Origin of the sequence: Granulicella arctica (assembly GCF_025685605.1) — a bacterium.
GTDB lineage: Bacteria > Acidobacteriota > Terriglobia > Terriglobales > Acidobacteriaceae > Edaphobacter > Edaphobacter arcticus.
In genome coordinates, this window is the sequence record NZ_JAGTUT010000001.1 from 3992338 (window position 1) to 4018230 (window position 25893).

21 protein-coding genes are annotated in these 25893 nt (G+C 58.0%); 11 read left to right on the forward strand and 10 right to left on the reverse strand.

The annotated features are described in order from the left end of the window. Positions 1–30: 30 nt before the first annotated feature. Positions 31–1788 (reverse strand): sulfite reductase subunit alpha, encoded by a 1758-nt coding sequence (locus OHL20_RS16990; RefSeq protein WP_263384369.1) that lies wholly within the window; start codon positions 1786–1788, stop codon positions 31–33. After that, positions 1785–3575 carry a NirA family protein gene (locus OHL20_RS16995; RefSeq protein WP_263384370.1) on the reverse strand — a complete coding sequence of 597 codons (1791 nt, stop codon included), beginning with the start codon at positions 3573–3575 and terminating at the stop codon, positions 1785–1787. Before OHL20_RS16995 ends, OHL20_RS16990 begins: the two co-directional genes overlap by 4 nt. A gap of 522 nt (positions 3576–4097) precedes the next feature. On the opposite strand from OHL20_RS16995, the gene OHL20_RS17000 reads away from it, so the two are divergent. Both OHL20_RS17000 and OHL20_RS17005 read left to right on the forward strand, forming a co-directional pair. Further along, positions 4098–5594: an alginate export family protein gene (locus OHL20_RS17000; protein WP_263384371.1), complete on the forward strand. Its 1497-nt coding sequence runs from the start codon at positions 4098–4100 to the stop codon at positions 5592–5594. Between the two features lie 176 nt (positions 5595–5770). Then, a complete protein-coding gene (locus tag OHL20_RS17005) occupies positions 5771–7453 on the forward strand; it encodes a uroporphyrinogen-III synthase (RefSeq protein WP_263384372.1) in 1683 nt (560 codons plus the stop codon). On the opposite strand, the gene OHL20_RS17010 is transcribed toward OHL20_RS17005, so the two are convergent. From OHL20_RS17010 to OHL20_RS17030, 5 genes are all read right to left on the reverse strand, one after another. Beyond that, positions 7450–9333, reverse strand: coding sequence for a S9 family peptidase (locus tag OHL20_RS17010; protein WP_263384373.1), 1884 nt, complete (start codon positions 9331–9333; stop codon positions 7450–7452). The two genes, OHL20_RS17005 and OHL20_RS17010, sit on opposite strands and share 4 nt — an antisense overlap. Next, positions 9222–9719, reverse strand: a complete 498-nt coding sequence (locus tag OHL20_RS17015; protein WP_263384374.1) for a carboxypeptidase-like regulatory domain-containing protein — start codon at positions 9717–9719, stop codon at positions 9222–9224. The genes OHL20_RS17010 and OHL20_RS17015 overlap by 112 nt, the downstream gene beginning before the upstream one ends. A 400-nt stretch (positions 9720–10119) precedes the next feature. Continuing rightward, on the reverse strand, positions 10120–12303 hold the full coding sequence (locus OHL20_RS17020; RefSeq protein ID WP_263384375.1) for an outer membrane protein assembly factor BamB family protein: 2184 nt from the start codon (positions 12301–12303) through the stop codon (positions 10120–10122). A 92-nt stretch (positions 12304–12395) separates the two neighbouring features. Further along, a complete protein-coding gene (locus OHL20_RS17025; protein ID WP_263384376.1) occupies positions 12396–14093 on the reverse strand; it encodes an alpha-amylase family protein in 1698 nt (565 codons plus the stop codon). A 75-nt stretch (positions 14094–14168) separates the two neighbouring features. Next, entirely contained in the window at positions 14169–15041 is an 873-nt protein-coding gene (locus OHL20_RS17030) for an alpha/beta hydrolase (protein ID WP_263384377.1), read from the reverse strand. Positions 15042–15099: 58 nt separating this feature from the next. Here OHL20_RS17030 and OHL20_RS17035 point away from each other — a divergent pair, with 58 nt between their 5' ends. The 8 genes from OHL20_RS17035 (at position 15100) to OHL20_RS17070 (ending at position 22642) form a co-directional block, all read left to right on the forward strand. Continuing rightward, the gene (locus tag OHL20_RS17035) at positions 15100–15810 is read left to right on the forward strand and encodes an esterase family protein (protein ID WP_263384378.1); all 711 of its coding nucleotides are present in this window, start codon (positions 15100–15102) and stop codon (positions 15808–15810) included. A 43-nt stretch (positions 15811–15853) separates the two neighbouring features. Next, positions 15854–16885, forward strand: a complete 1032-nt coding sequence (locus OHL20_RS17040; RefSeq protein ID WP_263384379.1) for an ATP-grasp domain-containing protein — start codon at positions 15854–15856, stop codon at positions 16883–16885. 50 nt (positions 16886–16935) lie between these two features. Next, complete coding sequence (locus tag OHL20_RS17045) at positions 16936–18039, forward strand: carboxylate-amine ligase (protein ID WP_263384380.1); 1104 nt, start codon at positions 16936–16938, stop codon at positions 18037–18039. A 73-nt stretch (positions 18040–18112) separates the two neighbouring features. Then, positions 18113–19174: an aminopeptidase gene (locus OHL20_RS17050; RefSeq protein ID WP_263384381.1), complete on the forward strand. Its 1062-nt coding sequence runs from the start codon at positions 18113–18115 to the stop codon at positions 19172–19174. Between the two features lie 26 nt (positions 19175–19200). Next, entirely contained in the window at positions 19201–20160 is a 960-nt protein-coding gene (locus tag OHL20_RS17055; RefSeq protein ID WP_263384382.1) for an aldo/keto reductase, read from the forward strand. A 35-nt stretch (positions 20161–20195) separates the two neighbouring features. After that, a complete protein-coding gene (locus tag OHL20_RS17060) occupies positions 20196–21416 on the forward strand; it encodes an ATP-grasp domain-containing protein (RefSeq protein ID WP_263384383.1) in 1221 nt (406 codons plus the stop codon). Positions 21417–21511: 95 nt separating this feature from the next. Continuing rightward, positions 21512–21862, forward strand: coding sequence for a PilZ domain-containing protein (locus tag OHL20_RS17065; protein WP_263384384.1), 351 nt, complete (start codon positions 21512–21514; stop codon positions 21860–21862). 3 nt (positions 21863–21865) lie between these two features. Beyond that, positions 21866–22642, forward strand: a complete 777-nt coding sequence (locus tag OHL20_RS17070; RefSeq protein ID WP_263384385.1) for a response regulator transcription factor — start codon at positions 21866–21868, stop codon at positions 22640–22642. Positions 22643–22695: 53 nt separating this feature from the next. On the opposite strand, the gene OHL20_RS17075 is transcribed toward OHL20_RS17070, so the two are convergent. Continuing rightward, positions 22696–23280, reverse strand: a complete 585-nt coding sequence (locus tag OHL20_RS17075; protein WP_263384386.1) for a YceI family protein — start codon at positions 23278–23280, stop codon at positions 22696–22698. Positions 23281–23537: 257 nt separating this feature from the next. On the opposite strand from OHL20_RS17075, the gene OHL20_RS17080 reads away from it, so the two are divergent. After that, positions 23538–24302, forward strand: coding sequence for a phenylalanine 4-monooxygenase (locus tag OHL20_RS17080; protein WP_263384387.1), 765 nt, complete (start codon positions 23538–23540; stop codon positions 24300–24302). A 3-nt stretch (positions 24303–24305) separates the two neighbouring features. Here the strand turns inward: OHL20_RS17080 and cobA are convergent, their stop codons facing one another. Both cobA and OHL20_RS17090 read right to left on the reverse strand, forming a co-directional pair. Continuing rightward, positions 24306–25034 (reverse strand): uroporphyrinogen-III C-methyltransferase, encoded by a 729-nt coding sequence (gene cobA / locus OHL20_RS17085; protein ID WP_263384388.1) that lies wholly within the window; start codon positions 25032–25034, stop codon positions 24306–24308. Continuing rightward, positions 25031–25675, reverse strand: coding sequence for a precorrin-2 dehydrogenase/sirohydrochlorin ferrochelatase family protein (locus OHL20_RS17090; protein WP_263384389.1), 645 nt, complete (start codon positions 25673–25675; stop codon positions 25031–25033). Before OHL20_RS17090 ends, cobA begins: the two co-directional genes overlap by 4 nt. Positions 25676–25893: the final 218 nt, after the last annotated feature.

Here is a 25893-nt window from a genome sequence, read left to right on the forward strand (position 1 = left end):
TCGCTTTCAGTAAGGTGGTTCGTTGAGTTTCTAGTAGACGTCGCGGTGGTAGCGTTTGCTGTCGTGGAGGTTCTGCACGTAGTCCTTTGCAGCTTCTGTGTCGCGTCCGCCGTGCTGCTCGATTACGGTGTGCAGAGCGAGGTCGACATCCTTCGCCATGCGCGCTGCATCGCCGCAGACGTAGACGCTCGCACCCTCTTCAAGCCATGCGAAGAGCTCCGCACCGGATTCCACCATGCGATCCTGCACATAAATCTTGTGCGCCTGATCGCGGGAGAAGGCGGTGTCGAGCCGGGTGAGCAGACCGCCTGTCGTCATCTGCTCCAACTCTTCGCGGTAGAGGAAGTCGGTGGCGGCGCTGCGCTCGCCGAAGAAGAGCCAATTGCGGCCTGTCGCGTTCGTGGCACAACGCTCATGCAGAAAGGCGCGGAACGGGGCGATGCCGGTGCCCGGTCCAATCATGATGATGGGCGCAGTGTTGTCCGATGGCAGGCGAAACTTCTTATTCTGCTGGATGTACACCGGCAGGCGGCTACCCACCTCGGCACGGTCAGCAAACATGGTTGAGCAGACGCCGCCGCGCTCGCGGTTGTGCGAGCGATAGCGAACAACGGCAACCGTTGCGTGAACCTCTCCGGCATGCGCTTTGGGGCTGGAGGAGATTGAGTAAAGCCGTGGCGCAAGCTTCGGCAGAAGATCCGCGAGCCGCTGCGCACTTGTGAGGACACCAGGGTATTCGTGGAGCAGATCGATCAGGCCGCGGTCGTAGAGGTATTGATCCAGATGCGTCTGTTGTTCTGGTTTGAGCAGCGCGAGCAGGCGGTCGCAGCTTCCATCTTTACCGTAGGCATCGACGAGCTTCCGGCTAAGTCGCGTGATCTGAAGGCGCGTGCCAAGGGCCTCGGAGATCGTGCAGTTGCCGACCTTCGGCAACTCGACGACCTCTTCGCCGCTCAATCCAACGAACGTCAGAATCTCGTGGACCAGTGACGGCTCATTCGCTGGAAGTACAGCGAGTGCATCCCCTGCCTCGTATGTCAGGTCAGAGTCTCGCAGGGAGAAAGCAAGATGCAGCGTCTGCTTGCTGGACACGTCGCAGGTGAGTGCGCGCTTCTCCAGTAGCTCTGCGGCGAACGGATGGTCGCGATGATAGAGGCTGGTGGCGACGGCCATCGGCGCAGCGCTTGCGGTAGTGGATGCAACGGACGCTACAGTTGCCTGGACGAGCCGTTGCAGGAGATCTGCCTTCCATACTTCGAACGTTTCATCGACTTCTACATCACACAGAACGGTGGGGGCGAGCTGGCTTGCACCTAGCTTCGCAAGCTGTTGGTCGAGATCAACGCCGAACTTGCAGAAGTGCTCGTAGTGGCTGTCGCCGAGGGCGAGGACGGAGTAGTTTAACCTGTCGAGGCGTGGTGCTGTGTCGCCGCATAGCAGATCGAAGAAGCTTCGCGCGGGATCAGGCGGATCACCCTCACCATAGGTGCTCACCAGCATCAGCGCGCACTCCTCCGTCGCGAGGGCTGATGGCGCATATCCTTCGAGTGACGTAACGCGGGCGACGTGGCCCTTTAGCTTCAGCTCCTTGGCGATCTTCTTTGCGAGGCGCTCGCTGGTGCCTGTCTGAGAGGCATAGAGGACGGCCACATCGCGACTGACTGTTGTTGCGGCGGCGGCGGGTGCGGCTTCTGCGGTCGAGTAGAGGCCTGCCAGGAAGCCGTTGAGCCATGCGCGCTGCGCGGGTGCAAAGGGAGCGGAATCCGGGATGAAGGGAACGATGCTCATAGACTGTCGACCTCCGCGAAGCTACGTAGGTCCTCGATGGAGTGCCGCCGCGAGAATGCAAGGAACGTCTCATCGGCAGAGGTGCGCTGCTGGTCGAATGCTGTGAACAAGCGCTCCATGATGGGCGGCAGCTCTGTAAACCGGATCGCTGGGATCAACTCCCGTGCCAGCCCTTGATCCTGATCGGAGCCGCCACCGAGGCTTACCTGGTAGCCCTCTTCGCCGCCGATCTTGACGCCGAGCAGGCCGATGTCGCCGATGTAGTGCTGCGCGCAGGAGTGTGGACAGCCGGTGACGTGAAGGTTGACCGGCTGCGTCAGAGAGAAGCGCTCGTCAAGATGCTTCGCAAGGGCAACGGCATGTGTCTTGGTGTCGGTCGCGGCGAAGCGGCATCCCTTGTTGCCCGTACATGCCACGGTTCCCGAAAGAACAGCCCCCGCCGTGAAGTTCAGCCCAGCGGCGAGCAGTGCCTGTTGCGCCTCTTCAAGCCGGTCCGCAGGGATGTTGGGAATGATGAGATTCTGCCACACCGTGAGCCGCAGTTCGCCGGAGCCGAATCGCTCGGCGATCTCTGCGACCGCGATCATCTGCGCGACCGGAAGTTGCCCCACCGGCACCGACACGCCGATGTACGAAAGGCCATCCTGAGCCTGCGGGTGGATGCCGATGTGCCCGGCCCGATCGATTGGGTTACGCGGCACGCAGGCGGACTCCGGAATCCGCAGCAGCGGAAATGCAAGCCGCTTCTCCGTCTCTTCGAGGAACTTGTCGACGCCCCAACGGTCGACGAGGTACTTCAGCCGTGCCTTCTTGCGGTCGGTGCGGTCGCCATTTTCTGCGAAGACGCGGATCATGGCGGCGGCTACGGCGACGGCCTCATGCGGCTGCAGGATAACCCCACAGTCGGACGCGAACTGGCGATGCCCGGTGATCCCGCAGAGCACGATGCGGAAGTAGATTCCCGGAGGAGCCGAGCTTCCTTCGGCGATGCGGACAGCTATGAAGCCGATGTCGTTCGTGTCCGCTACAACGCTGATCGCTCCGCCGCTGTCGAAGGCTACGTTGAACTTTCGCGGAAGGCCGAACAGGTCGCGTGAATTGAGAATGTAGTGGGCCAGCGCGTCTGCATAGGGGCGCGCGTCCAGCAATTCGTGTGGGTCGAGCCCGGTGATCGGCGAGGCTGTGATGTTGCGGATGTTGTCGGCACCGGAGCCACGCGAGCTCATCCCAAGCGCCTGCACCTTATTGAGCACGCGGACGATATCGCGCGGCTGGAACTCGCGGATCTGCAGGTTTGCCCGGGTCGTGATGTCGGTGCGACCGGAGCCCCAATCGGCGGCCATCTGCGCCAGGCCGCGCATCTGTGCGGCGGTCATGACGGCGCTTGGAACGCGCAGCCGAAGCATGAACGAGTCCTGAGCGGGTGCTACATAGAAGAGGCCGTGGAACTTGAAGCGGAAGAGATCGTCCGGTGCAGGTGCTTTGTCTTCCTTGGCGTGCTCGAGCAGTTTGTCCCAGATATCGAGCGGATTTTCCTCGTACTTCCAGGTCTCCTCGCGGCAGAGATCGTCGACGGCGGTTCCGTGGAAGTGAGCCGCCTCGTTTGCTGCGCCCGAGGTCGCATCGGCCGTGATCAGGCCCTGTTCGGTCCTGCCGACGAACGGGATGCGCTGGGTGACGCCAGCAAAGAAGCCTTCGAGATATTGTTTCTGCTCGAGCGTGAATGTTTCACCCGCAGCAGGGTTCCAGCCGCCTTGACCTGCAAGGGATGCGATCTGCGATGACATGCTCATGCTCCTCCAGATAACAATCTGGGAATGGCTGCGATGGGTCAGGATCTTCGTCGTCAGATATGGTTGCAGATCGTTTGAATCAACGGGCGCAGTATATCCGTGGCGAATCCTAAGTCTCAGAGCTCGTCGAGGAGCGTGGAAATAATGCGGATCGTACAGGACGTTCGTCAGGCGAGACGGCGTGGTCTCAACCGGAGCCGGCGCTCACAAGGTCTTCGTAGCTAATCTGGCACCGGGTCTCGTGATCATAACCAGAGCCGCCTCTCAGCGCAAGCGGGAAGTGCGGTCTCACGGAGACATATCCAACTTTAGGTCGATCCGCGTGACTTTGGCGTTGTGTTACATTTCCCTAAATAAGCCTAGCGACTGCCGTGACCCCGTGATGCGTCGCGATTTTACGTCGACACCGTGTGTGTGTTTCTGGCCCCAACTCGCTTCGCTCGCTTTCGTCGTTGCGCACCCATCGCGCAGTGCATCAGGGATAACTTCTACTTACAAAAGAACTATGGAGTGTGTATGTCTTACCGAAAATCGAGTGTTTGTGCCTTGCTCACTGCCACTGCCTTATCTGGATCAGCGTGGTCGCAACAGGCAACACCAGCAGCCACGGGCACCGCACCGGTCTCCATCTCGGTGATGGATCGCTCGCGCACAGACGCAATCAGCTTCTACGCAGACCAGCCGTACACCACGACTTATCCGTATGTGGAACAATTGCTTCGCATCAGCGTCGCCCAGAAGATCAAGCACTTCGACTGGATGGCTGAGGTTTCCGAAGCCAACGTTTTCGACGTGCCGAACACCTCGGTCGACCCGGTGACTGCGCGTGGCCAGCTCTTTCTCGGCGCCACCTACTACGCGGCGAACAGCAACAATACGCTGCCAGTCGCGGCGTCCTTCAAGCAGGGGTTCGTACGCTTTCATGGGAAGGGGGCGGACACGACGTTGCGTGCAGGCCGGTTTGAATTCTTCGACGGGCAGGAGACCCAGCCCAAGAATCAGACGCTCGCGTGGCTACAGACGAATCGCGTGGCACAGCGACTCGTTGGCAACTTTGGATTTTCGAATGCGCAACGTAGCTTCGATGGCATCGACGGCCATTACGGCAAAGGCACGTGGGACATTACGGCTATGGCCGGCCGTGCGGATCAGGGCGTCTTCAACATGAATGCGAATCCCGAACTCAACGTCGATCTGCAGTATCTCGCGTTCACCAAGTCCGAACTGAAGCAGCACTTCATCTGGCGTCTCTTCGCGATCGACTATCACGACGGGCGTACCGGAGTCGTGAAGACCGACAACCGCGCACTTGCTGTTCGCACAGCCGATCACAAGAACATCCGCGTCGGTTCGTACGGTGCCGACTTCCTCACGACCATCCCTGCTGGTCCGGGCAGCGTGGACGTTGTCTTCTGGGGCGTACTGCAGAATGGTAACTGGGGTACCCTGAATCAGCACTCTGGCGCGGTTGCAGTCGAGGCTGGTTATCGCCTCAACAACACCGCCACCAAGCCGTGGCTGCGCGGAGGCTTCTTCCGGGGTACCGGCGATCACAACGCAACGGACGATCAGCACAATACCTTCTTCCAGGTCCTGCCGACGCCTCGCGCTTATGCCCGCTTTCCCTTCTTCAACCTCATGAACAGCAGCGATCAGTTCGTGCAGATTGTCGACAACCCTGCTAAGAAGCTTGAGGTTCGCTCCGATCTACACTTCCTGCAACTCACCTCGGGTACCGACCTCTGGTACCAGGGCGGTGGTGCATACGATAGCAAGGTATTCGGCTTCACGGGACGTCCGGGTAATGGACACAACAGCTTTGCCACCCTCTACGACATCAGCTCCGACTACCAGCTCACACCGTCACTCGCCGTAAACATGTACTACGCTCATTCATTCGGCAAGTCGGTGGTGGCGTCGAACTATCCTGCGGGACACGCGTCGAACTTTGGCTATCTCGAACTCGTCTATCGCTGGGGCGTCAAGCAGCGTGCTCCAGTTACCAAAAACTGAGGAGTAGATTTGATCGTACGCAGACATCCGTCACGTAGCCGTGGCGGATGTCTACTTAACGCTACAATTGGCACCATAAGCCCGATATTGATTGCTTCGGAACCGCTCAAACCGGCAAAAACTGCCGGTGTCAGAGTCAGGTAGAAGTGTATCTAGAGAGCTACATGGTGTAGAGCATGGCGCATGCAAGCTTCGATGGACTACGAGTTTTATCGCTTGAGTCACGTCGTGCAAAAGAAGTCGAGAAGCTGATCCGCACCTACGGGGGCGAACCCTTCGTGGTGCCAGCGATGCGCGAGGTCAAACTGGAATCGAACGTTCAGGCGCTCGAGTTCGCAGAGCGGCTCATCCGCGGCGAGATCGACGTTGTCATCTTCCTGACAGGTGTTGGCGTACGGGCTCTCCTCGAGATCGTCGAGACAAAGTTCGAGCGCGAGACGTTCCTTGCAGCTCTCCGCAGGGTAAAGATTGTTACTCGCGGATCGAAGCCCGAGGCGGCGCTGCGCGAGTTGAAGATCCAGTCGGTAGCAAGTGCGCAAGAGCCCAGCACCTGGCACGAATTGCTCGAAGCGATGGAGCGCTACTTCGGCGCAACGCTCCAAACACAGCGTGTGGCCCTGCAGGAGTATGGCGCTTCAAACCCGGAACTGCTTGCGGAGTTGACGGAGCGCACTGCCTCCGTCATCAAGGTGCCGGTTTATCAGTGGGCCTTGCCGCTTGACTTGCAGCCATTGCGGGAGTGTATCCAGGAACTTGCTCATGGCAAGGTGGACATCATTCTCTTCACGACGGCGGTGCAGATTATTCACCTGATGATCGTGGCACAGCAGACGAACGCCGTCGCGGACCTGATGCGCGGGCTGCGTTCGGTCGTCGTCGTCTCTGTAGGGCCGACGACCACGGCTGAACTACTGCACTACGGCATTACGCCGGACTTCGAACCCTCCCGCCCGAAGATGGGCTTCCTGATCAACGAGGCCGCTCAATACTCTGCGCAAACGTTGCGACAGAAGCGTGAGCGGGCTGCTTCGATCGGCTTCGATCTGCTTCCTGAAGAGCTGCCTACAGAGCATCTACCGACAACGCCCGCGAGCATTCCACGGCCTCCGCGCTCAGTTCGCAAGGTGGCTGAATCGACGCCAACGATGGCAGGCTTCACCGACGGACTCAACTCATTCGAATTTCTACACGAGATATCGAGTCGCATCGCTGCTGCTGACCCGCTTCATACGGTGCTTGATCGTATCGTCGATTTTGTGGCGACGATGATTCCGTGTGACTCCTGTTTCATCTACGTGCTTGAGGACGAGAAGCTTGTTCTGCGTGCTTCGCGCAATCCTCACGCCGATCTGGTAGACCGGCTCGACGTCAAGCTGGGGCAGGGAATTACCGGTTGGGTGGCGCAGCATCGTGAGCCGGTGGCGATTGCTTCGAAGGCCTCAGATGATCCTCGTTTTACGCCGTTCAAAAATGTTCCAGAGGATGCCTTCGAGGCGATGCTGTGTACGCCGGTTCTCTGCGCTACGCGCGTCGTTGGCGTCATCAACCTGCAGCACCGGCTGTCGTATAGCCATAGCGAGGTCGAGGTTCGACTTCTCTCGATGATCGGCTTTCTTGTTGGCGCGGAGATTGAACGAGCGCGGTTGGAGACTGAGAATTCGCAGCTTTCGGACCGCCTTGAGACGCGCAAGGCTGTCGATCGTGCCAAGGGTGTCCTGCAGCGGGATCTCAATCTTTCCGAGGATGAGGCCTATCGGCTGATGCAGCGCGAAAGTCGGCAGCGGCGCCGGTCGATGCGGGAGATCGCCGACGCCATTCTGCTTAGCGATGACATGAAGAAGAGTCGAGCGTCGGCCTAGTTCGTGTCCGGATGCAGGTACTGCTTCAAAAAGGCTAACTGACGTTCATAGGCGTCCTGACGGTGATCGCGCTGCTGGAAGCCATGTCCCTCGTGCGGGTAAGTTGTGTAGAGATACGTCTTGTTTGCAGCCTTGAGCGCGGCTACGAAGTTGATCGACTCCTGCGGTGGGACCTGCGGATCTTCCTCGCCGTGAAGGATTAGCAATGGTGTCTTGATCACGGCTACATCGGGTAGGATGTTTGCCTTGCGATAGACCGCAGGCTTCTCCGCTGGCGGGCCACCCATCTTCGTCTCCCAACGGATCTTCGAGTTGCGATTTGTATATTGCAGAAAAAGCGCGCGATCGACTACGCCAAACATCTCGATAGCAGCGGCGAAGGTGTCGGGTAGCTTTGTCACCGCATTGGCTACGACGGTTCCACCATGGCTGCCGCCACCGATGGCGACTCGTCGCGGATCGGTTAGTCCGGCATCGACAAGGTACTGCACGGACGCGCCGATGTCGTCGATCTCACCGCCGCCGGAGTCCTCCACGTTACTGTTGCGGAAGCGCTCGCCGTAGCCAGTACCACCGCGAAAGTTGGGTTCGAAGACCAGGTAGCCCTCCTGCGCGAGGAAGAGTGACCATGGGGAGAGACTCAGTAGGTTTTCAGCCTCTGGCCCACCATGAGCCCAGATGACCGTTGGGTACTTTGTGCCAGATCGGTAGCCCAGAGGCTTGTACAGGATGCCGGTGAGCGGCAGGCCCGCTTTGCCCTTGAAATGCGCTACTTCGGGCACGATGCCAAGCTCTGCGAACTTAGACGAAGGAAGCGGTTCGAGCGGCTTTGCTTCTCCTCGCCCGTCCGCATCGGCGACGTAGCCTGCAGGTGGGTGCAGCGCATCGCCATGCGAGAAGTAGATCCGCTTGCTATCAGGCGACCACTGTGGCGCACTCTCGATCCCGTGCAGTGCGGTCAGTCGGCGCGCTGGGCCACCCGCAGCAGCCATGATCCAGAGATGCCGCTCCTCGGCGGCGTCGCGGTTCGAGGTGAAGACGATCCAACGTCCGTCTGGCGAGTAGACGGGGCTCTCGTCTTCCCCTGTGCCTGTCGTGAGCGGCTTAGGCTTGCCGCCCGTCGCCGGAACCTGCCAGAGCTTGTCCCAGCCGGAGTCCTGCAGCACGACGACGAGCGTCCTGCTATCGGGAGCCCACGCTGCGGTGTTGACGGCCCAGGCTCCGCCGGGATCATTCTTCGCCGTGTAGAGATCGAGCGCTGGTCCTGCGGCAGAGCCTGTTTTTGTGTCGAAGCGGAGTGACTTCAGCTTGCCGGAGAAGAACGCGCGGGATCGTTCCGTGTAGGAGATGTGTGTCCCGTCGGGGGACCACGCAGGTGCAGGGTCGAAGCGGTCGGAGGATACTGCATCGCCACCGTCCGGAGTCTTGTCGCCGATCACATCTGCGCCCTTGTAGATCTCGGTTGCAGCGAGCAGCTTCTCCTGCGTGCCATCGGTGTTTACGACGTAAAGCTCGTTGAAGCCATGCCGCCCCGACTCGTAGAGGATCCATCGACCATCCGGACTCCAGAGTGGATGATGGTCGGTGGCACCACGCGGGTCGCCGGCACCGGCAGGGTCGTGCGTCAGGCGGATGGGTTTTTCCCCGTCGATCACTACGGTCCAAACATCGCCTTCGCTGATGAAGGCAAGATGCTTGCCATCTGCGGACCAGCGCAGCTCCGATGCGCCAGCAGGCGCGCTCGCGACGACATGCTCTGCTCCACCTGTTACTGGGCGGAGAGCAATCTGTCCGCGTTCCTGTACGGCAAAGTTGAGGCCGTCCGGGGACAGGATGCCACCGCCGCCGCGACCTCCGCCGCTTGAGAGAAGGTCATCCATCGTGAGGTGGGGGACCTGGGCAAACAGCAGCGTTGCTGGACAGCCTGAACGCCGAGCGCAAGATTGATCGATTCTTCCTGTCCGACGAGCAGGACCAGGCGAACCGAGGTTGCTGCAAGGCCGGAGCTCTCGGCAGTGATCGTGTAGTCACCCGGCTTGAGAAACGGAAAGCGATAGTCACCACTGGCGCCGGTCTTCGCAGTGCGGACTGTGTCGGTCTCCGCCTGGGTGATCCGGACGGTAGCATCTGCGATCGGGGCACCCGAGGAGTCGGTCACGGTGCCGACGATCGTGGCGCTGGTCAACGTCTGCCCATGCATCGACGGAACAAGCAGGACAAGCAGGCAGAGCAAGAAGGACATCATGGCTCGGTGTCGCAGATTCATTTAAGTTTCCTAATCGTCTGTTGGAGTTACATGCACCTGGAGGTGCAATGCGGCCCATAGCTTTGAGACTTTGAAGCATTTGCCTGGTGTTGAAACCGTTGCGGGGACCATGACGACGCGACTTCAGATGAAGTTCTATCGTGGAGACGGAGACAGTTCGCTCAGTGCAACAGGTCAGCTATCGATTGTGTAGGTAGTCCGAGGCCCGAGTACTACGCGCAACATCGACAGGGACAGGTCTCGCACAACGAGACGCTGGATACCTGGAGGAAGCACAACAGTAGGCAAGGTGACATGAGTGAAATGTAACACAGACCGGAAGCGCGCAAAGCATGGCTGAATCGATTTTGGCGGGTGATCCTGCTCGATTTTTATGTGCGCTAAGTAGAACTACGGGTGTTCAAGGCAGCGCAAATGCTATGTATCTTCCGCCTGACGATGACTTAGGATCACGGCCACCACCGGCAGCTATGACGACGTACTGTTTGCCGTCGACCATGTAGGTTGCAGGCGTTGCGAGGCCGGCGAGCGGTAGCTCGAACTGCCAGAGGAGCTTGCCGGTCTCGCTGTCGTAGGCATGCATCTTTCGGTCGTAGATCGTGGCACCGATAAACAGCAAGCCACCCGCTGTGACCACTGGGCCGCCGTAATTTTCAGAGCCTGTGTTCTTCATACCCGAAGCAGCTAACTCCGGATATTCACCGAAGGGAATCTTCCAGAGATACTTGCCGGTATTTAGATCGATCGCGTTGAGCGTTCCCCACGGTGGCGAGATGGCGGGATATCCGTCCTGATCCAGAAATTTGCGATAACCGGTGAACTCGTAGGACTGACCGTTCGCAGCGTTGGCTGAGGCAAGTTCTACCTTGTCGCTCTTCGCTCCGGGAGCAGAGGATGGCCCGTGCTTAACATATTCCAGTAGCGCCGTGAGGGCTTCGTCGTTGAGGCTCGTAAAGGCTGGCATCCTCCCCTTGCCCTGTCGCACGGTGCTGGAGATTTCACTATCCGAGAGGCGCTGCCCGACGCCGACCAGCGAAGGGAAGGCTGGTGGTGCGCCTTCACGGTTGACGCCGTGGCAAACGACACAGAGAGAACGATAGGTCGTCTCGCCCGCTGACGCGCTGCCTTTGTTCTCTACAAGTCCACCGGTCCAGGCCATCTCGTTAGTGTTGACGTAGATCACACCGGTGCGCGGATCGACAGCGGAGCCACCCCATTCTGCACCCCCGTCGAATCCTGGAAAGACGATCGTCTGCTTACCCACGCTTAGCGGAACGAACTGCCCTTCACTGCGCATGGTTTGGAACTTATCTAACGCAAACTGATGAGCCGCCGGGGTACGTTCGGTAAGCATCTGGTTGGTCAGGATCTGGCGTCCGAGCGGCTCTGGGTGAGTGGGTCGTGGCTGCGTCGGGGAGGTCTTCTCGCCGGGAACGTTTGATTCCGGTACCGGCCGCTCTTCGATGGGGAAGAGGGGTTTGCCGGTCACTCGATCGAAGAGGTAGAGGTAGCCCTGCTTCGTAGTCTGGGCCAGCGCATCGACGCGCTGGCCATCATGCTGGACGGTGAGGAGCGACGGAGGTGAAGGAAAGTCGCGATCCCAGATATCGTGATGGACGCCCTGAAAGTGCCATAGACGCTTGCCCGTAGCTGCATCGAGAGCAAGCAAAGTATTGGCAAATAAATCATCGCCGATGCGGTCGCCGCCATAGAAGTCCGAGACCGAAGAGCCAGTGGGTGCATAGACGATGCCTCGGTTTACATCGACGGCCATGCCAGCCCAGTTGTTGGCTGCGCCCGAGGTGAGATACGCCTTTTCAGGCCAGGTCTCATAGCCGAACTCTCCGGGATGAGGAATGGTGTGGAAGGCCCACTGAAGCGCTCCGGTGCGGACGTCGAAGGCGCGAATATCTCCGGGGGGTGAGGGAAGTGTCTCCGGATTACGGCCGCCGACGATGATGAGGTTTTTGTAGATCACGCCGGGGGTGGTCAGCACGATGGACTGCTCCCGATAGTCCCCGCGCAGATTCTTGCGAAGGTCGATGCGACCGTGCTCACCGAACGAATCGATCGGCTTACCGGTGGCGGGGTCGAGGGCATAGAGAAAGTTCATCACGCCGGCGAAAAGACGTGTCTCCGCACCTTGTTTCCAGAAGGTCAGGCCCCTGCCGGGCTGCGTTCCTTTTACACCGCTATCGTAGGTCCAGACTGTTTTGCCGGTAGCCGCGTTGAGGGCGATGATCTTCTGCGTTGGAGTGTAGGCGTAAAGCATTCTTCCCACGATGAGTGGACTCGTCTGCAGGCCGCCGACCTCGTTGCTGTCGAAGCTCCACGCGACCTGCAGTTTGCTGACGTTGTTCTTATTAATCTGCGTGAGGCTGGAGTAGTGATCGTTCTCAGGTTGCCCACCGTATACCGGCCAGTCTGTCGTCTGCTGGGGCGTCGCGGTCTGGGCTGGCTTCGTGTGCTCCGCGGCGTATACGGCCTCACGAGTCGCGACCAGCACCGAGGGGATGACGAAGAGGGTGGCAAGACTTGCCAGGGTGCGGAGTTTTTTGGTGCCTTGCGCGATCTTCCGTGTCATCAGGTCTTGAATTTCAACAGCTACTGACGTGATCGTCAATCACCGTGCTTTCGGCGGTCGGGTTCTAAGCGCTCGTTAGCTGCAACAAGTAGTTAGAGAGGGAAAGGACTGGCGCCTTCCGTGGATAGCCAGTCATATCGTTGATGGTCAGCTTTGACGGTCCAGTCAGAGGGCGTTCGATTCGATATCCAGTCGGCGGGTACGCTCGCTTCGGATGACGAGGCGCATAGGCTAAAGGCTGCGCGTATCGCCTCCTTCTGTTCGTTGCCGATTGAACCTGGCTCAGGGGATATAAGAAGCACCGATCCGCTGGCCGCTACAGCACGGAGCCATTGCGCCGTAAGACTCCACGGTATGTCGGCGGTGATCGGGACACAGTCCGCGTCGGTAGCGAAAAAGATGCCATTCTGCGGCAGGCGGAAGGCGAGAGTGTTTACGCCCATGCGCCGCGTGCGTTCCCAGTCGCGCCCACTTACATCGTCTCCGGTGCGCTGGCCGTCGAAGATGCCAGCGGAGAGATGGCCGACGGTATTGCAGCCAATGACGATGCGGTCTTCTCCGGCGGCCGTGCGGATGTCCTTGTAGAGTGCGGAGATGATCTCCGCACTCGTCCTGGATCGATCTTGAAAGCTCCAGCCGTCAACGGCAGGCGAAGCCCCCATCTCATTGCCCCACTGGCCTAGAAGCTCGTAGGTCGTGAAGTCGTGCTTGATGAGGTCATATCCCCACGCCCGAGCCTCACGTACGACGCTGAGCACAGCATCGAGGGCTTCCGGAACTGTCGGATCGAAGGCCAGATCTGTGGACCTGCCCGCGTGCCTGCCGTATCGAGCTACAGGCAAAAGCAACGATGCTCTCGTAGATGCAGCGGCACGTAGAGGTCGAACCCAGACTCCCGGACTGACGTTTCGACTGCGAATATCGTCGGCAAGCTTCCGCATATCAGGAAACCGTTTCAGATCCTGATAGCCATCATCCACCACGGTAAAGGGGCGAACCGGACCTGCAGGTGACAGTTCGCGGATAAGGTCAGCGTCGCGCAGAATGCCCTCGGCGGTGTTCTTCCCATACGCGTAGTACCAGTCGTTACTTCCATAGATGGCCTTCAGCGGGTGTTGACCACGGTGCGACGGTAGAACGATCTTTCCTGCTATCGTGCGACAGAGCTTTCGCGTGGCTTGAAACGCACTCTCTCCCGCCTGGCTCTCGTACGTGACGAGGGTCGCGAGACTGACCTGGCGATCGCCAAGATGAACGCCGTTGCCCCCATTGCGTGTATCCAGCCAGAGTGAAATTCCATTCGTATCCACCTGCCAGAAGACGAACGCTGCCGCACCAACCTCCACGCCGAAACCGATGGTCGTCGCGCCGTCATGTACGAGGCAGTACCAGGGCAGGCTGCGCTCCGGCAGTATGCCCGACCATGCAAGCTCACCGTAACTGCGCTCCCACGCGTCTCCCAGGATCAGAAGCCGGTCGTTCAGGGTGAGATTCCAGCGCAGGTGGATTCTGCGTACGGCGACGGCGGGTGCAGCCAGCCGTACTGATCCCTTCTCGTGACCCGGATCATAGGTGACATCGACTCCAGCACCCGACCAGTTCGTCCCGCTTCGCTGCAGCGCATGAGCGGTGTCTGTGGCGTCCCCAAGAAACACGCGAGCACTATCCGGCTGACGCAGCAGGTCGATATTCAGGGGCTGACCCGTGCTACGCGGAGAGGCAAGTGTAGTCGCTGAATAGGTGGAGAGGAGGGCACCGGCACTCTGCAGCAGCTTCCGTCGATTGATCAAGAGGAACACTTCCAGACGTAAGGATATCTACGTTACGAAGAGTATCCCGAGTCTCGAACTTGCGCATCCCGCACGTTACGTCCCGGGAAACAGAAACCGCAGTACCGAGTTGAATCTCTGCGCCCACGCGGCCTCGTCGTGCACGGCACCCTCAGCCTCCATGAAGGCGAGGTCGAAGCCCGGTTTCCATCCAAGGCGAACCAGTAGGCGATAGAGCAGGTCGGTGTCGCGAACATGCCGGGCTCCCTCCGCTGTCCCCATATCGAGCCAGATCCTCAGCGCAGGCCTGGGATGTGCTTGATTGACGAAGCTGAGAATGCTGCGATGATCCCACCACACCGAGGGAGACATTACCGCTAGTTTCCCGAAGACGTCGGGCTTTTCCAATCCTAGAAACAAGGAGATAAGGCCGCCGAGCGATGAGCCTCCAAGCCCCGTATCGTGTGCCTCCGTCTTGGTCCGATAGCTTCGATCGATGAATGGCTTCAACTCGTCGCAGAGCAGTCTGCCGTACGCTCGGCCTTCGCCGCCGCCCATCTTGAAATCGCGTGTCGGGGTGTACTCTGCCATGCGGCGTACGCCGGTATTCGCGATGCCGACGAGGATGACCGGTTCGATCTCGCCTGCGGCAGTGAGGCGGTCAGCGGTCGTCTGCGCCTCCCAGGTGCGCCCGGCTACGTAGGAGGTACGCCCATCGAAGAGATTCTGCCCGTCATGGAGGTAGAAGACCGGAAAGCGTCGATCGGGTTCGGCTGCATACTGCTCAGGCAGATAGACGAGGACCATCCGGTGGTCTGGGTCCGGCAAAATCTCAGAATGAAACTGGTAGCTCTCAAGCCTGGGAATGGTCGAGTCATCATCCGGTACCCGGATTGGATTCTCAGACCAGAGAGGACGATCCGCTAGAATTGCGGGCTTGATTGGAGCCGATTTCGGGCGAAAGGTCAATGCGAAAGATGTTGCTCCATTACGCTAGGATTACATCAAGGGTAGCAGAGGGGGAATCGTGAAGCGCGAATGGCACAAATGGTATTCCCCACGCCTCGGGCGGGATATGGAGCTTCTGGTCTTCGGCCATGCTGGCTTGCCGACCATCGTTTTCCCTACATCCTGTGGTCGTTTTTACGAATTTGAAGATCGCGGTATGGTGCATGCGGTAGCCGAACAGATCGAACGCGGTGAGATCCAGCTAATCTGCGTTGACTCCGTCGACGCTGAAAGCTGGTACAACCGGAACGTCGGTGCACGCTGGCGCATCGCACGCCACGTACAGTACGAGAGCTACATCATGGACGAGGTGGTACCCCTGGTCAGGGCGTTAGGGAACTGGGGACAGCTTGCCTCCCTTGGAGCGAGTTTCGGTGGGTACCATGCGGCCAACATCGCCCTTCGGCACCCTGACGTCTTCAAGGCGTTCCTCGCCATGGGAGCAGCCTTCGACCTCTCCAACTTCCTCGGTGGCTACTACGATAACGACTGCTACTTCAACATTCCTCCGCACTACCTTCCTAACGCGAGCGACTCCTGGTATCTGGATCGTTACCGGCACAACACCTACATTCTGGCCACAGGCGAGCACGATATATGCCGCGGACAGACCGAAAATATGGCCCAATTGATGCGATCCAAAGGTATTCCTGTCCGCCTCGATGTCTGGGGAGAGGGGTCGCTTCACGATTGGCCCGAATGGATGAAGATGATTCGGGTCTACCTATAATCCTTAAACAATCATTGGTTCACTCTTTTTATATGGAGTTTGCATGAAGAAGATTGGTGTTCTGTTCGGCATGGAGAATACATTTCCGGGAGCGTTGGTCGAGAAGATCAACTCCATGGAAGTTGACGGCATCACTGCCGAGTTCGTACAGGTTGGCGGCGTCAAGGAGGCCGTCCCCTCGGGCTATACCGTGATCGTCGACCGCATCTCGCATGACATGCCTTTCTATCGTTCCTTTCTGAAAAATGCTGTACTCACTGGGACGCAGGTGATCAACAACCCGTTCTGGTGGTCGGCGGATGACAAGTTCTTCAACTACGCCCTTGCCTCAAAGCTTGGCGTGGCCGTGCCGAAGACGGTTCTGCTGCCGCACAAGATGTTTCCGCCGGAGATCAACGAGCGTTCCGTGCGCAACCTCGAGTACCCGCTGAAGTGGGACGAGATCTTCGACTACATCGGATTCCCAGCCTTCCTCAAGCCGCATGATGGTGGCGGCTGGCGCGATGTCTTCCACGTGGGCAACCCTCAGGAGTTTTTCCATGCGTACGATCAGACGCGTGATCTCTGCATGACCCTCCAGGCAGCCGTGAACTTCAAAGAGTACTTCCGCTGCTACGTAGTCGGCCAGGAAGAGGTACGGATTATGCCGTACGATCCGCGCCGGCCGCACCACGAGCGCTATCTCCTCGACGCGCCTGAGTACGACAAGAAGCTGCTGAAGCGGGTCGAGCAGGACGCCCTCACGCTCTGCCGCGCCCTGGGATACGACCTGAATACAGTCGAATTCGCGGTAGAAGACGGCATCCCGTACGCCATCGACTTCATGAATCCGGCACCGGATGCGGACCTGCACTCCGTCGGACGCGAAAGCTTCGACTGGATTGTGGATCGTGTCGCGAAGTTGGCGGTGAAGAAGGCTCAAGCCTCCGAGAGCTTTCAGCCGCAGCTGAACTGGGCAGGCTTTCTTGCTCCGCCGGTAATAAAAGCGGCCACTGCAAAGACACCTGCGCGCAAGGCCGCAAAGAAAGTCGTAGCTAAGACTGCAAAGAAGGCTGCTACAAAGGAGACCGAGTAAAAGCTTCAACCGGAGTAGGATGCTTCAAAACGCAACACAGAGGAGTACGAATGCGGCCTACGTTCACGCTCGGCATTGAAGAGGAATATCAAACCATCGATCCGGAGACCCGCGATCTTCGCTCGCATATTGCTACAGAGATGCTCGCAAAGGGAAAGCTCCGCCTTGAGGAACGGGTCAAGGCGGAGATGCACCAGTCCGTCATCGAGGTAGGGACCCGTGTCTGCCTGAACATTCAGGATGCGCAGGAAGACCTCTTCGATCTGCGCAGAAACATGATCCGCCTTGCGGAGGAGCATGGCCTAGTCCTTGTCGCCGGAGCCACGCATCCCTTCGCCGATTGGCGTGTGCAGGAGATCTATCCTGACCCTCGTTACTTCCAGGTCGTCGAAGATCTCCAACTCGTAGCCCGTGCCAACCTCATCTTCGGCCTCCACGTCCATGTCGGCATTGAAGATCGCGAGGCAGCAATTCGCATCATGAACTCGCTGCGATACTTTCTGCCGCACATCCTTGCCCTCTCGACCAATTCGCCCTTCTGGCTTGGTATGGATACCGGCTACAAGAGCTACCGTGCCAAGGTCTTCGAGAACTTTCCTCGCACCAATTTGCCCGACAGCTTTGCGAGCTACTCCGAGTTCGAGAGCTACGTAAACCTGCTCGTCAAGACGAACAGCATCGACAACGCTAAGAAGATCTGGTGGGACATCCGGCCGCACCCTTTCTTCAGCACCGTAGAAGTGCGCATCTGTGACATCCCGATGCGGGCGAAAGAGACGATCGCCATCGCGGCGCTCATCCAGGCGACGGCTTGCAAGCTCTACAAACTGCATGAGCGCAACATTGACTTCCGCCAGTATTCCCGCGCCCTGCTGATGGAAAATAAGTTTCGGGCGGTGCGCTACGGTCTCGACGGCAAGCTGATCGACTTCGGCAAGCAGGAAGAGGTTCCAGCGCGCGAGCTCATCCTCGAGTACCTTGCCTTCGTGGATGACGTGCTTGACGAACTCGGCAGTCGTGAGGAGATTGGCTATATTCACACCATGCTGGAGCAGGGTTCAGGTGCCGATCGCCAACTCAGGGTCTTCCGTGAGACGAACAGCTTGAAAAGTGTGGTCGATTTTATGGCGAGCGAGACCAAAGCCGATCTGTAGCGCATCTGTTAAGTAACAGGGATTGAGGATTTTGATGACCATAGATGTCGCAACAGGGACCCGAGATGAAGCGATGAGCACACAACAGGACTTGCAGGGAGCTGAGAGACTTCGCTCCGTACCGTTTCCCGAAGGCTTTATCCCCGGGGCAAGAAACGCGGTAAGTACCTGCCTCCGCATCCAGCCGGACGAAAAGGTAACCCTGATTACGGATGAAAGCTGCCTGGTCATCGCCGCCTCCCTCGGCAGCGAACTCGACAAACTAGGGTGCACCTGGAACGCCTTTGTTCTCGAATCCGAGGCCTCCCGGCCCCTGAACGGGATGCCTGCATCGGTCCTCGAGGACATGGAGACGTCTCAGGTCAGCATCTTCGCGGTCGTCGTTCAGCCGAATGAGCTGCACAGCCGCATGCAGATGACGGATGTCGTCAACCGGCGCCGCATGCGCCACGCCCATATGGTCAACATCACGGCCGAGATCATGATGCAGGGCATGCGGGCAGATTTCCTTGCTATCGATCGCCTCAGCCAGGCGGTCCTCGACAAGGTTCGCGCCGCAACGTATGTGCGCGCCACAACAGACGCGGGCACGGACATCCACGCAACGCTGTCTCCGGATTACAAGTGGTTCAAGACCTCCGGCATCATCAGTACGGAAAAGTGGGGTAATCTGCCCGGCGGCGAGTGCTTCACGGCTCCAGGCGAGGTGAACGGGGTCTTCGTAGTCGACGGGGTCGTTGGCGACTTCCTCTGCGCCCGGTACGGCATCCTGCGCGAAACGCCGCTGACCATCAACATCGAAGGAAACCGCATCACCAAAATAGCGTGTGCCAACAAGGACCTCGAACGGGAGTTCTGGGCCTACACCCACACCGATGAGAACTCGGATCGCGTCGGCGAGTTCGCAATTGGTACGAACATCGGTGTCGAACGCGTCATCGGCAACATCCTGCAGGATGAGAAGTTTCCCGGCGTGCACATCGCGTTTGGCGATCCCTACGGCGCTCACACTGGAGCCCAATGGAAGTCTTCCACCCACATCGACGTTGTAGGCCTGGGCTTCAACATCTGGCTTGGTGACGCTGATGGCGAAGAGCAGATAATGCGCAACGGCGAGTTTTTGATTGAGGCTTGAACGGGCCGGGTGACGTCTAACCAGCTATGACGAAACTGGCAACGAAGAAGCTCGGCAACTCGGATCTGAACATCACGCGTATAGGCTTCGGTGCCTGGGCCATCGGCGGCGGCGACTGGTCGTTTGCGTGGGGTCCGCAGGACGACTCTGAATCGGTAAAGGCGATCCAGCGCGCCCTCGAACTGGGAGTGAATTGGATCGACACGGCTGCCGTCTACGGCCTGGGCCACTCCGAAGAGATCGTCGCGAAGGCCGTTGCAGGAGCTTCGGCAAAGCCCTACATCTTCACAAAATGCGGCATGATCTGGAACGACAAGCGCGAGATCGATCGCAGCCTTAAGCAGATCAAACGTGAGGCAGAGGATAGCCTGCGTCGCCTGAAGGTAGACGTCATCGACCTCTACCAGATTCACTGGCCTGTTCCCGATGAAGAGGTAGAAGAGGGTTGGACCGCCATGGCTGAGCTGCAGCGCGAGGGCAAGGTGCGCTGGATTGGCGCATCCAACTTCAGCGTTGCACAGCTGGAACGAGCTTTGAAGATTGCTCCAGTCACCTCATTGCAGCCGCCCTACTCCATGATCAACAGGGCTGTGGAGGCAGAAATTCTCCCCTTCTGTTTGCAGCACGACATCGGCGTCATCAACTACTCGCCCATGCACTCCGGCCTGCTCACCGGCGCGATGACCAAAGAACGTGTAGCTAATTTGCCCGCAAACGACTTCCGGAGGAATGCAAAGAACTACCAGGAACCGCAACTCTCCCGCAACCTCGAGTTGGCGGCACTCCTCACGACGATTGGCGCAAGGCACAACGTCAACGCTGGCGTCATCGCCATTGCCTGCACACTCAAGAACGCTGCAGTCACCGCGGCAATCGTCGGTGGTCGCAGCGCTTCCCAGGTCGATGGCGTCATCCCGGCTGCAAGCTTTGAGCTCTCAGACCAGGAGTTCGCCGAGGTGCAGAAATTTCTTGCCGATAACTTCTAGCTCTTAGCAGGTTCTCGCGATAAACTTACAGGCACATGCTGGAGCCTTTTCGATCCGACTTTAACTCCCGGTTTACTCCCGAGAAGTACCAGTCGTTGCTCCGACGACTCGACAACTCGACGAGATCGACGATCGGCTTCCGTATATGTGAAACACCATGCTTTCTTCCGAAGGCACTTATCGACGAGCTTGGAGCGATCGGTGCTTCGCTGACGCATCAACTCGTAGGTAATCCGGAGTACATGGCGGCGTCAGCCGGAGCAGTCCCGGATCAGTATCGAGTGCCGAACGAGTCACCTCACCCGCACTTTATGACAGCGGATTTTGGGCTGACTCACGACGCTAGTGGAGAAATTACCCCGAAGCTCGTCGAGCTGCAAGCGTTCCCCTCAATTTTTGGGTACCAAAGTGTTGCATGCGAAGCCTACATAGATACTTATGGGCTCAGCAAAAACTTGGATTGGCTCCAAAGTAGTATCAGCGAAGTGCATTACTGGAACCTTCTTCGCACCGTTATCCTCGGTCGTCATCAGCCGGAGAATGTCATTCTTGCCGAGATCGAACCTGAAAGCCAGAAGACACTCCCTGATTTTCATGTCTACGAAGACAAACTCGGCATCGCGACGGTAGACATCGCAACCTTGAAAAAAGAGGGAAGGCGGCTCTTCTACCAGAAGAATCGTAACTCCGGCCCCTGGATTCCTGTCCATCGAATCTTCAATCGAGCCATCGTCGACGAACTGGTGCGAAAGCACGTACAACTCAACTTCGATTACCGAGATGATCTGGACGTCGAATGGGCCGGCCATCCGAATTGGTACTTTCGGATCAGCAAATTCTCTCTACCTTTTCTTGACCACCCTTCCGTTCCCAGGACGATCTTTTTGAATGACTGGTTTGATCGAGGCCCTGCGTCACTGCCTTTAGACCGTAACAACATCATTCTGAAGCCCTTATACTCATTCGCGGGGCGTGGGATACAGTTTGCACCGACGGATGAGGATCTTGCCTCAATACCCGTGTCGGAGCGCTCACTTTATCTTCTTCAGGAGCGGATTCGGTTTGACCCCGTGATCGACACGCCTTTTGGGATGACCCAGGCGGAGATTCGCATCATGTACCTCTGGCCCGATGGTGGCGAGTTGCAGCCGACCATCAATCTTGTCCGAATGGGCCGAGGGCTGATGATGGGGGTTGATCATAATAAAGATCAGCAATGGGTCGGAGGTTCCGCTGGACTTTTCCTCGCAACGTGACTATCGTGTCTTTTTAGACAAATATGGCTTATGATTATGTTGACTCAGATAGACTAAAGTCATCAATCAGCTCCTCCTGATATGAGAGAGAAAGTATGACAGAGTTGAATCAGGTAAACGGAAGCGGATCGGCAAGACCGCTAAGGCAAAATCCAGTTCGGTCTGCGGTGCGTTTTCCTATGAGACTGCCGCTCACGATTCAGACCGAAATCGGAGTCTTCAGGGCAACCACTGAGAATGTTTCGGCAAACGGTCTTCTCTTTACGTGTGATCACCTGCCTAAACTAAACTCTGAAATTGAATTTACGATTACGATGCCTGCCGCCATTATGGGGTCGGATAACGACGTCTCGATTCACTGCATCGGTCGCATCATTAGACATGAGCAGGATGGTGCAGAAAAAAAGGCTGCTGTTGTCATCGACGAGTATTTCCTAAGGGCGTAACATATGGGCGTTGAAGTTGAGAACGAACAGTTCGGAGAGCGAGCCGAAGAGGCTACCAATCCTGTTGGGATTCGGGTCATTCTGGCCGACTCCCAGGCGATCTATCGCGTAGGCATGCGAAAGGTCTTCGCGCTAGAGGATGACATCCGCGTCGTGGCGCAAGCCGAAACGCTGACCAATCTCTATGCCGCGATGCAGCGCTATCCTACAGATGTCGTTGTACTTGAGGGACAACTGATCGCAGGAACAGCGGATGCTATTCCCGAGCTCGTGCGGCGGTCCCCCGACACGAAGTTGATCGTGCAGGTCGTTGAGACGGATGAAGCGAACACCGTTGAGCTGTACCGCCGTGGTGTCCGCGGAGTCGTTCCACGCTCCATCACTCCAGATTTGCTGATCAAATGTGTTCGGAAGATTGCTGCCGGCGAAACCTGGATCGACAACCAGTCCATTAGCTGGGTAATTGATGCCTATCGTTCTCAGGCATCCACCCTCACCAACCCACGTGTGCAGCCGAAGCTCTCCAAAAAGGAGCTAGCGATCATCAGTTGCATCACGCGAGGCATGAGAAACAAAGAAATCGCTTACCAGATCGGCACGACCGAACAGGTGATCAAGAACTACCTGCGCAAGGTCTACGATAAGCTCGGCGTCTCCGACCGGCTGGAGCTCGCGCTCTACTGCCTGCATCATCAGCTACTTAAGAAGTACATGCAGGATACCGAGACAGTTCCCGTCATTCCGGAAGAGCAGATTGCTTCAGCGAGAGCTAAGGTCTAGTTTTCAGATCGATGGATCAGGCCTTGCTACCCGGCCTGATCCATCGCTAAATCCTACTGCTTGTCAATCTCAACATCGATTGTGAACTTCACTTCATCGCCTAAGGTAGGTGAGGTGTACTTCTGTCCGAAGTTGAAATCGCTGCGCTTGATCATCCCGCTGGCCGAAAAACCGCTGACAATCTTGCCGCCCATACCCTTCTGCGGTGGCGCAGGTCCATCCACATCGAGCGTGACGCTCTTCGTGACGCCGCCAAGCGTAAGATCTCCAATCATCTGAAGCTTGTCCCCGTTCTTCGTGATCGACGAAGATTTGAATGTGATGGTGGGATTCTTTTCTACATCGAAAAAGTCTGGCGACTTGAGATGTTTGTCACGGGCCTCAGTGCTCGTATTGACGGTAGCAGTAGCGAGCGTGGCCTCGATCTTGGACTTCGTGATGTCCTTTTCGTCGAGAATCACTGTGCCCTTTGTTCCGCTGATGGAGCCGCGTACCGTGCTGACGCCGAGATGGCGAATCTGGAAATCGGCCTGGGAGTGAGCAGGGTCAATGGCCCATGTTGAGGTTTGTGCCTTGGCAATTGGTGCAAACATCATCGTTGCGGCGAAGGTGAGAGCCAGTACTTGCTTGATCTTCATCGTTCATCGTCCTTTTTTTCTGGCGTTCCCAGAGCGGTTCAGCACCTACGGTAACGTTGTAGCGTATTCAGGATCGATACGCCATGGTTTCTCATCCCAAAATCGAGTAAGAACAGAGCTGGCCCGGGGCAGGTCTAATGGATGCGCCAGTCTGGACCGTAGACGCAAAATCAGCATCTACGTCGTCCAGACGAGCGCGATTTCCCAGGTCGCCTGCAAATATCGTAACGTTAGCCAGTGACAAGGATAAAAATAAAGTGACGACTAGCGCCTTACCGCTCATTAAGCCTGTGAAGCTGAACGCCGCAAAGCCCTTTCTGATCAAGCAGGATTGGACGGAGTACACGCCAGAACAACATTCCGTGTGGGCGGAGCTTGTCACGCGCCGCATGCCCCAACTTCAGAAGCATGCTTGCCAGGAGTATCTGGACGGCTTCGAGCAGATCGGGCTGCGCGAGGATCAACTGCCTGATCTAGCGGCTGTCAGCGCTCGTCTGGCTCCGCGAACAGGCTGGCAGTCCGCACCGGTAAGCGGGTTTCTCCCGGCCGACGCCTTCTTCGAGATGTTGGCTGCCCGGATGTTTCCAACGACGACCTGGCTGCGTTCGCGCGAGTCGATGGAGTACACGCCGGAGCCGGATATCTTCCACGATGTCTTCGGCCATGTTCCCATGCATGCGCATCCCGTATTTGCGGACTTCCTGCAACACTACGGCGCCGCTTGTCAGGGCCTGACCGATCCGCGTGACCTTGAGCGGATGGGGCGCCTGTTCTGGTTCACGGTAGAGTTCGGCGTCATCCGGCAGAATAACGAAATCAAAGTGTATGGAAGCGGTCTCATCAGCTCCCATGGCGAATGTTCTCGCGTGCTCGCTGGTGGATGCGAGATCAGGGACTTCGAACTTGACGCTGTGTTGAACCAGGAGTTTCAGACGAGCGCCATGCAGCCGGTGCTCTTCGCGGTTGAGTCGTTTGAGCAGATCTATGAGGCCACGAAGCAGGCCGAAGCTCGCCTGGGCTGACGATCAGGGCAGCTTGATAGCCCGGCCAATGAGGAGCACAACGGGCGCAGGGCCAATTGCTGCCACGTGCAGATCACCGAGCGTCGTTGCGCAGACATGCTGAAGCGGCGTGCTCGCTTTGCTGACGGCGACGCAAGGCGTCTCTTGCGGAATACCGGAGGCGATCAGGTCGGAGGCGAGCGCTCCAAAGTTGCGGCCGGGCATGTAGATGACGAGGGTTGCGTCGTCCGGGAATGCGCCGCTCCAGCTTGGCGAAAGTTCAACCTTTCCTTCGGCGTGATGCGCAGTGGCTAGGATCAGCTTTGAGGCACTGGCGCGGTCGGTAAGCGGAATTTGCAGGTCGGCTGCAACGGCGAAGGCAACCGAGATTCCAGGAACAATTTCCACCGGTATCCCGGCTTCGCGAAGCGCGGCGAGCTCTTCGCCAGCGCGGCCAAAGACGAGCGGATCGCCGGATTTGAGGCGAAGAACAGAGCGATCGGCCTGCGCATGTTCAAGCATGAGACCGTGAATGCCGGCTTGCGTGATGCGAGGCTGTCCGCAGCGTTTGCCGACAGCGATGATCTCGGCGGTGGGGCTCGCGAGGGCGAGAACGTCCTCCGAGACGAGGTCGTCGGGAAGAATCACATCGGCCGTGCGGAGCAGGTCAGCAGCGCGAAGGGTGAGCAGATCGGGATTACCGGGACCCGCGCCGACGAGGTAAACGTGGCCGGGTTGTGCTCCTGAGTTCAAGCTTTTTCCTCTGTGGGGAGCGGATTCGTTTTGGCATGCTCCCGAGCGAGCACACGCGATGGGCAGCCGTCATAGCCGCAGACTTCCCGAGCGGCCAGCTGATGGAGGATCAGTTTTCGCTCGTCATTGAGCGGTTCGGCTTGGGTAACCTCGCGGCGAAGATTACCGAGGTCGTTGAGCCAGTCGCCGGTGTCGAGCGGAAGCTGGACGTTGATCTCCTTGCGCAGGCGCTGCGCGAAGGCAGGGCTTGCGCCGGCAGTCGAGATGGCAATCTGCAGGTCGCCCCGACGGACGACGGAAGGGAAGTAGAAGTCGCAGAACGGTGGATCGTCGACCGCGTTGCAGATGATGTTCTTTGCCTGCGCTTCCAGGTAAACGGCGCGGTTGACGGCTGGAACATTGGTCGCGGTGACGACCAGAAAGTAATTATGAACGTCGCCCGTCTCAAACTCGCGCTGATGCCACTCGATCTCGCCTGCCTCGGCCATATCGATGATGCGCTGGCTTGCTTGCGGGGCGATGACGGTGACCTTTCCGTTGGCCGCTCGAAGCGATTCGATCTTTGATTCGGCCAGGTTTCCTGCGCCAACGACGAGGCAGGGACGCGCGGTCAATTTGAGGAAGATCGGGAATAGATCCATGATGTTTTGATCTTACGAGTTCGAAGAGCACCGCGAAAGCGGACGTAGCTTGATCGTGCGGCCTGCTGAATTGGCCGGCAGATTACCGACCTAACTCCCTTGTTCTGAATACTTTTGTCATAAGCCACGCCTTTTGAATACTTCAGCTTGACCCGAGGACCTAAATGTTGCACGCAAAGGGCTTAGCCGACTTGGCGGAATGGAAATATCGGGCGCAA